Origin of the sequence: Photobacterium sp. Ph5, from assembly GCF_022129445.1 — a bacterium.
GTDB lineage: Bacteria > Pseudomonadota > Gammaproteobacteria > Enterobacterales > Vibrionaceae > Photobacterium.
Window position 1 is genome coordinate 41,515 of sequence record NZ_JADQAQ010000033.1, and the last position, 10,836, is coordinate 52,350.

Genomic DNA, 10,836 nt, shown 5'->3' on the forward strand with positions numbered 1-10,836 from the left:
AATATGCGTGATAGGCAACAATACTTATCATTAATCTAGATAGGTAACATAAGCGACTTGCGCTGGGATCTGATGTTGTTCAAAAAATGCCAACCAGCGAAGTTGATGGTTTTGTAATTTATCACCAGGACCTTTGACTTCCACCCACTGATAACCCGTGTCGTTAAACATGATCAAATCAGGCATACCTGAGCGGTGGTGGCGTAAGTCTTTCAGTAATCGGCGAAACATAGCCACCAATTGGCTTGGTGGTATATGGCTTAACGCTAATGTAAGTGCTTGCTGACTAAATAGCTCCCAGTGCACCCAGTAGTTAGTGATCCCTTGTTTCTGTTTAAAGTGTTGTTGCCAACCATCAAAGTAGCCTTGTTCAATTGCTTGTAGTCGTTCATCTATCAAGTCTTGTCGTTTGAGGTAAAACTCTTCACTAAACATATCCAGTGGCGCTAATTGATAAGGGTTAATAAAGCTACCTTTGATGGGAGCAAAGATAATATCCCACATTGCTAGCCCAAAAAGGCTGTTGAGAAATTGGTTCTCAAGATAGAACACCGTCCAGCCTTGGGATTCAAAATAACCAGCGGTACAGTGTTCCACTCGCTGTTGTTTAGGATTGGCAAGTTGGAGCTGTAATGCTTTTGGAGTAAACGTTTCGGGTGCAGTGAAAACTTGATTAACTGATTTAGCGAGCTTTTTCTCTAGTCGAATACTGACTTCGTATTCTTCTTCATTTCGCGGGTGACGCTGAATATCTTTCACTAAGTCATAGGCTGCTTGGTATTGCTGTTGCGCCATAAGAATACGTGCTTGTCGCTCGCGGCTTGGTGTACGTTCGCTTTGACGAAATAGCGCGAGTGCGGTGTTATATTGCTGGTTACGCTCTAGATCTCGCGCCATATGATTGATCAGTTTTTGGCGCTTGTTTTCCAGTGGTACCCATGTTGATTTATTAGGTAAGGATTGCGAAAGAGTCGAAATTGCAGTGTAGTCTTTTGCATCATGGGCGTGCCAATATAAGTCAGATAGTTGAGTTAGAGCTAACCATTGATCAACCTGTTCTACTGTATGAAACAGCTGAGTACTAGCATCAATGGGGTAGTTTTCAAACTTATGTAGCCCTAAATCACTTAATACAAATTGGCTGAGATCCTGATGACTATTACCAAAAAATAGCAGTAGAAATTTAGCCAGTAGCACTTGTTGTTGCACCATAACGATTGGCTCATTAATAATACTAAGTAAGTATTTGCTATCATCATACTCTTTAATTTTCATGATGATTTCATTTTTCTTATCTGTTTTGCTAACAAGTTCTGGTAATAAGATGAATAATTCGGGCTTGGTATAGAGGCTAAAAATGTCAGTCAGGGTAATAACGTGCTGTTTATATAATTGAGAGATGTCAGTACTGATCATGCCATGCTGAATCAACTGATCTTTTGCTTGTTCAATATTTGTGATTTCAGCGTATTTCAGTTTATTGAAACGAAATAATACCCCTTTACGTGATAGTAAGCGGATCAATAGCATTTGTACATCGGTTGAAAGCTGATAAAAAGATTGCAACCAGCGTTTTTCATCTGCACTTAATAATGACGAATGGTATTGCACTACGGTTTTAAGTAACGCGTTAAAGTTGTGAAGGTAGTAATCTTGTTCGAGTTCGATGGCTGCCATATTACCGCACTGTGTGATGGGCTATGTTTATCTGAAAACCGAGTCAGTATAAACATAGCTGTCTTTAATACCCAAGTGACTTAGAGATATGAAAGCAATTAGAACAGATTAAGTCCAAATGCACCTTTCACATCTTGTAATACAAGTTGCGTTTCTTGATTGGCTTTTTCGGTGCCTTTTTTTAGTACTTCAACTAAATATGCTTTATCACTTAAGTATTCCTCACGACGCTGACGGATCGGAGCGATTAAATCTTGTAAACACGCTTCTAAGATTTTCTTGGTGGTACCGTCGCCTAAACCGCCACGTTGGTAATGCTCTTTTAGCTCTGCAACATAGTTTTGATCTGGATGGAAAGCATCAAGGTAAGTAAACACCACATTCCCTTCAATAGTACCCGGATCTTCAACGCGTAGGTGATTAGGGTCGGTGTACATTGATTTCACCGCTTGGCTAATTTGCTTACTGTCTGCACCTAACGTGATGGCATTTCCCATTGATTTCGACATTTTATTTTTACCGTCAGTACTAGGCAGGCGTGCCACATTGCTCAATAGTGCTTGGCATTCGACCAAGATCTCTTTACCTGCAATATGGTTAATTTTACGAACGATTTCGTTGGTTTGCTCCAACATCGGTAATTGATCATCACCTACGGGGATCAAGTTAGCTTTAAACGCTGTTATATCGGCTGCTTGCGAGATTGGGTAAGTTAAAAAGCCAGCAGGAATGGAACGACCAAATGCTTTTGATTGGATCTCATTTTTAACGGTTGGGTTGCGCTCAAGGCGAGAAATCGACACCAAGTTTGAGTAGTACATTGTTAGTTCGGCTAGCGCTGGTAATGATGACTGCAAACAAATTGTGGTTAAGTTGGGAGCAATACCGACTGCGAGATAATCAGCGACCACGTTTAAAATATTTGATGCGACTTTCTGAGGATTATGTCCATTATCAGTCAGTCCCTGCATATCAGCGACAAGGATGGTTTGTTGGTACTGATGTTGTAACTGAATACGCTGTTGTAGTGAACCCACGTAGTGACCAAGGTGAAGTGGCCCTGTTGCGCGATCGCCAGTAAGAATAACGTTAGTATGTTGAGTCGATGTTGTCATAGTGCTCTCCAAAAAATAATTGTTGCTACCGGAGAGGGATGAAAAGAGATCTTGTCTGTTCATGGCAAACCTTCCGGCAGCGTATGAACATAAAAATAAGGTATGTTAGTTCAGCGCCGCTCTAGTAAGAGCGCCACCAACAAAATGAGGAGTGAGGTATACTTAATGGTAATTTCATAATAAAAACAATATTCCTTTCATATTTTTATATCAAGCACTTTATGCTTATTTAAGTTTATTAAAATTGAAAACTAACCCTTGATTTATTGAACATACGTTACAGCTCAAAAGGTATAAAATGTGTCCAATAAAAATTAATCAGAGGTTTAAATCATGTCTTTTAAGTTTACATATTTCTTTTTTTTGATTTTTGCATCGGTACTTTGGATAGGCATTCCACTACTTGCGGTGTCAGTTTAATAAATTGATGTTTGCTTTATTTATAGTTTATTGTGCTAAATACATTAATGGGTGAGCATTAATAATAAGAACATTATTTTACGTTAACGGTGAGTATTAAGAAACGAGATTAGGTAATCGTGTTGCTTTTATATTCACAAAAAATGACTTGTTATTCTTTTACCTGTCTTGTTACGCTTTTTAGTATCTGATGTTTATCTCATTATTGCAGATAAAAATACGGTTCTGTGTAAGAGATCACCCATAATTCACGTCATATCTTGTAAGAAATCCGCTATTTATATAATTATTATTCTCATTTGTTTTTCTCGTACTTTTAAAGTCAATATTATTTAATACTTACTATTATTGAAATATCTTACTGTTTTTAAAGGGTTAGATATATGGTTTGAGATGAGTGTTTATTTACTTAATAGCTATTTTAGTTATATGTAACGTTTGTTTCATAATTTTATAGTAGGGGTTTATTCATAACTAGGATGTTGTTATGTTAAAAGGTGTAAACACAATGTAAAAAATTATAAAGATTGAATGTAATGCGTTCAGACAAGGATGTAGTATGAAAAAATATTTAATGACTGCTGTGATGCTTGGAGCATCAGGTAGCACTTTTGCCAGCTCTCTTGATGAGAAGATTAACGAAGTTGTTGCTCCCATTGTTAACCCTTTTGTTGGAATGATTTTCTCTTCTATCCCTCTTCCTTTTACAGATGTTCAAGCACCATGGATTGTACTTTGGCTTGTAGTCGCAGCTGTATTTTTTACCGCTTATATGGGCTTTATTAATATTCGTGGTTTTAAACACGCAGTAAAAATTGTTAAAGGTGATTATGCCGATCCAAAAGACAGTGGGGATGTAACACCATTCCAAGCCTTATCAACGGCACTCTCAGGCACTGTTGGTCTTGGTAATATTGCTGGTGTTGCTGTTGCTGTGACGATTGGTGGTGCTGGTGCAACTTTCTGGATGATCCTTGCCGGCTTACTGGGCATGTCAACCAAGTTTGTTGAATGTACTTTAGCGGTTAAATACCGTACTTATAACCCTGATGGTACGGTATCCGGTGGACCGATGTATTATCTAAGCCAAGGTTTAGAAAAGCGCGGTAACTCAGCATTAGGTCGTACGCTTGCGGTTCTTTTCTCAATCTTTGCCATTGGTGGTGCACTAGGTGGCGGTAACATGTTCCAAGCCAACCAAGCGTATAAGCAAGTTGTCGGTGTTACTGGTGGTGATCTGTCGTTCTTTGCAGATAAAGGCTGGTTGTTCGGTTTACTGTTAGCTGTATTGGTTGCGTTCGTTATCATTGGCGGTATTAAGTCGATTGCGAAAGTAACAGCGAAAGTTGTTCCTTTTATGGCGATTATCTACGTTGGTGCTGCGCTTGTTATTCTTGCGATGAACTACAGCTTAATTGATGATGCTTTTGCTGAAATTATTAATGGTGCCTTTACTGGTGAAGGTATTACTGGTGGTGTGATTGGTGTGCTAATCCAAGGCTTTAAACGTGCAGCGTTCTCGAACGAAGCGGGCGTGGGTTCTGCGGCGATTGCTCACTCAGCAGTAAAAACCAAAGAGCCAATTTCTGAAGGTTATGTATCCCTATTAGAACCGTTTATCGATACCGTTGTAATTTGTACTATGACAGCGTTGGTTATCATTATTACTGGTCAACTTAACTCTGGTCTTGCGGGTGTAGAGCTTACGTCAGCAGCGTTTGGTAGTTCAATCTCTTGGTTCCCACTGGTACTTGCTGTAGCGGTTGTTTTATTTGCATTCTCTACCATGATCTCTTGGTCATACTACGGTCTAAAAGCGTGGACGTACCTATTCGGTGAGAGCAAAAAAGCGGAAATGGCGTTTAAACTGATGTTCTGTACGTTTGTTGTGATTGGCGCTTCAATGAACTTAGGTCCTGTTATCGACTTCTCTGATGCGATGATCTTCTCTATGGCACTGGTTAACATTGTTGGTCTATACATTATGGCACCAGAAGTAAAACGTGATTTGAAAGATTACCTACTACGTTTGAAAAACGGTGAAATCAAAGAACAAGGTAAAGAGGCAGCGAAGTTAGCGAAACAATAAATAGCTAGCTGTTAGATAGCAAAATGCCGAGCGATATGCTCGGCATTTTTATTTCGGTTACTTACATGGTGTCATGGTTAATGTGTAGCTTGCGTTTTTTGACACTGGAGGGGTGTAAGTTATATAACACTGTGTTAAATCATTATAAGTAGTTTTATCTGTAATATATTTACTAAAGGTTATTTTTACAGTACGACTAAGACCTGAATCATTAGGGTTTTGTATTATAGTCCATTCACTATTCTGATTTAATTTAGCAACTAAAAGTCCTAAAGATGTTGTATCTCCGTCAGGGTATCCATTAAGAAAAGTGCAACCTTGGGTACTATTTAATAAAGTACAGCCAGCAAAAGGAAGATCTTGTGCTGGAGTATCCATATAAGGACTTTTATTAGAGACATAAGGAAGATTCTCTAATCCAGCAATAGTCATTTTTGCATATCCTACACCTAGACCAGAAGCTATAGCCCCTTTTAACCCCTTCAATGACGCATTTCTTGCATCAACTTGTAAGTTCATAAACTTTGGTGCAGCAACTACAGCCAAGATGCCGAGAATGACAATCACGACCACTAATTCAATTAAAGTAAAACCGTTCTTTTTCATCGGGAATAGCCCATGCATCATTCAAATTGATTGGTGTTTTTTTGCGAATTTTATGCTTTATTGTAATTAGTTCAAGCTATTTTTGCATAGCTAGTTGATGTCTCGTGACTTTTTATTCGTTACAAGGACATAGCGTTAGAACGTATTTACGTTCTTTTTTTGCTGGTTGATAACGTAGATAGCAGTTGGGCTTTTTAAGTAAAGCTTTAGGGTGATTATCAATATTGACAATGACAGTATTATCAGTATGGGTAATTAGCATCGCATCATGTAGATGTAGTGTTGTCCAATCTTGGTTTTTATCCCCTTCAGCACTTAAATTAGGGATTAAGCATGATAGTGTTTGGCTGCTTAACTTGGGGTAACCAAACTGAAATTCACAGAAAAAGGGAGAGTGCTCAGCACATCCAGTAAAAGGTAAACTGTGTATGTCATCTTTTTTTAGAAGAGGGCTAAAATGGTTCGCCTCGGTCGGTGTTGGGTAATTTGATGCGGATGGTGCAGTCTCCAATCCCAAAACCGCAAGCTTTGAATAACTCATGGCTAAGTGTGACTCTAAAGCGCTTTTGAATTGATAAAGACTTTTATTTTTTTCTTCTATTGGTTGGATACGGCATTCATGTATTCCTGCCATAACTAACAGGCAAACAATAAAAATAGATGTTATGAGTTCAAGATGAGTAAAGCCGTTCTGTTTCATAAATCAATATGCAATCCATGTCAGTGCAATGAAGCCGCGCATTTTATGCTTTAATAGCATGTAGTCAAGTTTGACTAAGAGTATTGTTTTTAGTTGATTGCAATGTAAACAAAACAAGTGATCTCGCGAAAGCCGATTGTCAGCACTGCAATTAGCTGTTAGTGTCGCACCCCTTACGCATGCTTGTTAAATCAACATGCTGATCTTCTAAAAACACGCTTTGCTGTGTTAGTTGTATACAGGACATAATTTTGAGTCAGACTGCTTTTTCTACGTTAAACCTAAACCCTGATTTGCTCAGTAACTTAACGTCATTAGGTTACGACGCAATGACGCCGATCCAAGCGCAAAGCCTACCTTTAATTCTTGAGGGAAAAGATGTTATTGCTCAAGGTAAAACAGGTTCAGGTAAAACAGCAGCATTTGGCTTGGGATTATTACAGAATCTAAAAGTAAAACGCTTTCGTGTGCAGACGTTAGTATTGTGCCCAACGCGTGAGCTTGCCGATCAGGTAGCAAAAGAGATTCGTCGCTTAGCTCGTGCTATTCATAATATTAAAGTGCTAACACTATGTGGTGGAACTCCTTTCGGACCACAGATTGGTTCATTAGAGCATGGTGCACATATTATTGTGGGTACACCTGGTCGTGTTGAAGAACACGTACGTAAAGGTTTTCTATGTTTAGATGAGCTAAATACGTTGGTGCTTGATGAAGCTGACCGCATGTTAGAAATGGGCTTTCAAGATTCATTAGATGCAATCACTGATGTTGCGCCAAGCGATCGCCAAACGTTACTGTTCAGTGCGACATACCCAACTCAAATTGCGTCTATTGCAAAACGTATTATGCGTAATCCAGTTGAAGTGAAAGTTGAATCTAGCCACGATAATAGCAGTATCTCTCAACACTTCTATAAAGTAGAGAGTAATGATGATCGCTTACGTGCTGTACGTTTGTTACTTAGCCAGCATCGTCCTGAATCATGTGTGATCTTTTGTAACACTAAACGTGAAGCACAAGAAATTTCTGATGATCTAGAAGACTATGGCTTTAGCTCAATTGCATTACACGGTGATTTAGAGCAGCGTGAACGTGATCGTACTTTAGTGCTATTTGCTAATAAGAGCCGTTCAATTCTAGTGGCAACCGATGTGGCTGCACGTGGCCTTGATATTGATAATCTTGATGCGGTGATTAACTATCACTTAGCACGTGATACTGAAGTGCATGTGCACCGTATTGGTCGTACAGGCCGTGCTGGGAGTAAAGGTATTGCTTGTTCGTTATTTAGCGATAAAGAACATTATAAAGTCGCATTACTTGAAGATTACCTTGATCGCCCAATCTCAGGTGAAGCGTTACCAGCCGAACATCTATTAGATCAACCAACGTTCCGCCCTGAAATGGTAACGTTAATGATTGATGGCGGTAAAAAACAGAAAGTGCGTCCGGGCGATATTTTAGGTGCATTGACGGGGGAAAATGGTATCGCTGGTAGTGATGTGGGTAAAATTAATGTCTTTGACTTCTGTGCTTATGTCGCAGTGAAGCGTGAAGTTGCCCGTGCTGCATTGAAGAAGTTAGAAAACGGTCGAATTAAAGGTCGTAACTTTCGATCTCGTCAATTACGCTAAATGCGTATTTACCTAAGCTAAAGACAGTGTAAAGCAAAGCCGATAGTGATATCGGCTTTTTTATTATTTAATCTCCAAAAGACCTTATGAACCCTTGAACTTATAAGAAGTAGTGCTGGTATTGAGAGTAAATTAACTCACTAAGGTAGTAAGACAGTTGAAATGAATGTTCATCAATACATAGGGTGCAGTCTCGTTCATCTTGATCAATCGAGTTGAGAGCTATCGCAATTGTTTTCCATAATTGTAATTCACGATTGAGTGGTATATCAGCGATGAGTTTTTCATCACTATTGAGGTTTATTGTTAAAATAGCCATACAAAATAGTGTAATAATTAAAGTGAAGCGAGGATATGAATAACTATTCCTTATAACAATAATATCAATTCTTTTTTGGAATGAAGATCTCGATTTCTATTCGTAATTAATATGTGATGTGAATGGTTATTATCTATGATTAGCATAATTATTAAGTACCTTGCTGATTTTGTACTAAAGATGAGCAATAAAACGATAAGATTGAACTCAAGATCTATTTACTAGTCAGATGATGGCAAACAAAAGCTTTTAATTATATTAGCCAGATAAGAATATAGGGATCTATATTCGATATATTTTTAAATTCACATAAATTATGTGGTGTGTATTAAGCGACAGAGTATGACCTCATGCATGAAGAAATGATTGGCCTAACTATTGCCGGACTGGGTGTTTTAGGCTTGAGTTGTCAATGGTTAGCATGGCGAATGAAATTGCCTGCGATTTTATTATTATTGATGGCTGGATTAATTATCGGCCCAGCGACAGGGGTATTTAATCCTAATATTTTATTTGGTGATTTACTGTTTCCATTAATTTCATTATCAGTAGCTGTGATTCTATTTGAAGGCAGTTTGACACTGAATTTTGATGAAATTAAAAATGTAAGGCGTAATGTAAAATCCATTGTCACCGTCGGAGCGATCATTACGTGGATGATTACCAGTGTCGCTACCCATTACTTATTGGATTTTAGTTGGCCATTAGCCTTGTTGTTTGGTTCTATGACCGTGGTAACAGGGCCAACGGTGATTGTTCCGTTGTTACGTACCGTTAGACCACAAGCCAAACTTGCTAATATTTTACGTTGGGAAGGGATTTTAATTGATCCCATTGGTGCGATTTTCGTTGTTATTGTTTATGAGTTCATCGTTTCTAGTAGCACAATCCATAGCGTAGAAGTTTTTGGCCTAATGTTGCTGGTGGGTTTGGTACTGGGTGGTGTTGCCGGTTGGCTATTAGCGCATGTGTTACGTCGTCATTTATTACCGGAATATCTCCAGCCGTTTGCTGTGTTAGCATTAGTACTTGGGGTATTTGCCGGTGCAAATGCGTTAGAGCCTGAAGCGGGATTGTTAGCTGTTACAGTGATGGGAATGTGGTTAGCTAACGCAAAAGACGTCAATATCCAGCATATTCTGCATTTTAAAGAAAACCTAACAATCTTACTGATTTCTGGTTTGTTCTTGATATTAGCATCACGTATTCAAATGTCTGACTTCCATGCCTTAGGTTGGGGAGCGATTTCTGTATTTGTGGTGATTCAATTAGTGTCTCGCCCTGTATCTATTTTCGTTTCAACCATGTTTAGCCAGTTAGCGTTTAAAGAAAAACTGTTTTTAGCTTGGGTAGCACCAAGAGGTATTGTTGCGGCAGCTATTTCAGCATTATTTGCACTAAAGCTTTCAAACGATGGGGTAGCCGGTGCTGAACTGTTGGTTCCATTAACCTTTATGGTGATTATTGGCACTGTGGTACTGCAAAGCTTAACAGCCCGACCTGTAGCAAAATTACTCGGTGTTGCAGAGCCTTCACCTAAAGGCTTTATTATTGTAGGTGCTAATGACGTTGCACGTAATATCGCGTTAGCATTAAAAAAATACGACTGCCGTGTAGTGGTGACAGATTCTAACTGGGACTATATTCGTGCAGCACGTATGGCGGGGCTTGAAACCTATTATGGTAATGCTGTATCGAGTCATGCGGATGAGTATTTAGATGTCATTGGCATTGGTCACTTATTAGCGTTAACACCAGATAAGCATTTTAATGCGGTAGCTGCAATGCACTTTGAAAGTGATTTTGGTAGCCGCAATGTGTTTCGCTTGAATGGTCGTCGTCATAATAGTGGTTTAGAGAAACACTCAGCATCTCAAGCACATAATGGTGCAGCTTTATTTGGTGAAGATATTAGCTATAAGAAATTAGCGAGTTTGATCAATCAAGGTGGTGAGATTAAACATACTAAGTTAAGTGATAATTTTACATTAGAAGATTATTACTCGCAGTATAAAGCAAGCCAACTTATTCCAATGTTTGCTGTCGATCCTAAAGGATATATTTATACTTATACGATTAATGATGAATTTGTTGTGAAGCCAGGCTGGACGATAGTTTCTTTAATTAAAGAATTAAAAGTTTCGGATGAAGTAAAAGATACAAAAACAGACGCTTAGCAATTCTAACTCTCATCATAATGACAAAGGCACGTTTAACGCTGTCTCTTATACACAAATCCCTAAGCTGCAGCTTGGGGATTTTTTTGAACTAAT

8 protein-coding genes are annotated in these 10,836 nt (G+C 38.7%); 3 read left to right on the plus strand and 5 right to left on the minus strand.

All coding sequences use genetic code 11. The features are described from left to right. Positions 1–30 precede the first annotated feature (30 nt). Both I3259_RS13450 and trpS read right to left on the minus strand, forming a co-directional pair. The gene (locus I3259_RS13450; protein ID WP_238030084.1) at positions 31–1,677 is read right to left on the minus strand and encodes a VRR-NUC domain-containing protein; all 1,647 of its coding nucleotides are present in this window, start codon (positions 1,675–1,677) and stop codon (positions 31–33) included. A 98-nt stretch (positions 1,678–1,775) separates the two neighbouring features. After that, the gene (gene trpS / locus I3259_RS13455) at positions 1,776–2,792 is read right to left on the minus strand and encodes a tryptophan--tRNA ligase (RefSeq protein ID WP_238030085.1); all 1,017 of its coding nucleotides are present in this window, start codon (positions 2,790–2,792) and stop codon (positions 1,776–1,778) included. A 979-nt stretch (positions 2,793–3,771) separates the two neighbouring features. Here trpS and I3259_RS13460 point away from each other — a divergent pair. Further along, entirely contained in the window at positions 3,772–5,301 is a 1,530-nt protein-coding gene (locus tag I3259_RS13460; RefSeq protein ID WP_238030086.1) for an alanine/glycine:cation symporter family protein, read from the plus strand. Between the two features lie 57 nt (positions 5,302–5,358). On the opposite strand, the gene I3259_RS13465 is transcribed toward I3259_RS13460, so the two are convergent. After that, on the minus strand, positions 5,359–5,907 hold the full coding sequence (locus I3259_RS13465) for a prepilin-type N-terminal cleavage/methylation domain-containing protein (protein ID WP_238030087.1): 549 nt from the start codon (positions 5,905–5,907) through the stop codon (positions 5,359–5,361). Positions 5,908–6,019: 112 nt separating this feature from the next. Further along, on the minus strand, positions 6,020–6,448 hold the full coding sequence (locus I3259_RS13470; RefSeq protein WP_238030088.1) for a hypothetical protein: 429 nt from the start codon (positions 6,446–6,448) through the stop codon (positions 6,020–6,022). A gap of 410 nt (positions 6,449–6,858) precedes the next feature. Between I3259_RS13470 and dbpA the strand changes: the two genes are divergently transcribed. Continuing rightward, positions 6,859–8,244 carry an ATP-dependent RNA helicase DbpA gene (gene dbpA / locus I3259_RS13475; protein WP_238030089.1) on the plus strand — a complete coding sequence of 462 codons (1,386 nt, stop codon included), beginning with the start codon at positions 6,859–6,861 and terminating at the stop codon, positions 8,242–8,244. Positions 8,245–8,344: 100 nt separating this feature from the next. Here the strand turns inward: dbpA and I3259_RS13480 are convergent, their stop codons facing one another. Continuing rightward, entirely contained in the window at positions 8,345–8,563 is a 219-nt protein-coding gene (locus I3259_RS13480; RefSeq protein ID WP_238030090.1) for a hypothetical protein, read from the minus strand. A gap of 350 nt (positions 8,564–8,913) precedes the next feature. On the opposite strand from I3259_RS13480, the gene I3259_RS13485 reads away from it, so the two are divergent. Then, complete coding sequence (locus I3259_RS13485; RefSeq protein WP_238030091.1) at positions 8,914–10,740, plus strand: sodium:proton antiporter; 1,827 nt, start codon at positions 8,914–8,916, stop codon at positions 10,738–10,740. Positions 10,741–10,836 lie beyond the last annotated feature (96 nt).

What these genes read in the sequence shown, in the direction of transcription:
- I3259_RS13450 (WP_238030084.1), bottom strand. Translation starts at nt 1,677, where the DNA reads ATGGCAGCCATCGAACTCGAACAAGATTACTACCTTCACAACTTTAAC.
- trpS (WP_238030085.1), bottom strand. Translation starts at nt 2,792, where the DNA reads ATGACAACATCGACTCAACATACTAACGTTATTCTTACTGGCGATCGC.
- I3259_RS13460 (WP_238030086.1), top strand. Translation starts at nt 3,772, where the DNA reads ATGAAAAAATATTTAATGACTGCTGTGATGCTTGGAGCATCAGGTAGC.
- I3259_RS13465 (WP_238030087.1), bottom strand. Translation starts at nt 5,907, where the DNA reads ATGAAAAAGAACGGTTTTACTTTAATTGAATTAGTGGTCGTGATTGTC.
- I3259_RS13470 (WP_238030088.1), bottom strand. Translation starts at nt 6,448, where the DNA reads ATGAGTTATTCAAAGCTTGCGGTTTTGGGATTGGAGACTGCACCATCC.
- I3259_RS13480 (WP_238030090.1), bottom strand. Translation starts at nt 8,563, where the DNA reads ATGGCTATTTTAACAATAAACCTCAATAGTGATGAAAAACTCATCGCT.
- I3259_RS13485 (WP_238030091.1), top strand. Translation starts at nt 8,914, where the DNA reads ATGCATGAAGAAATGATTGGCCTAACTATTGCCGGACTGGGTGTTTTA.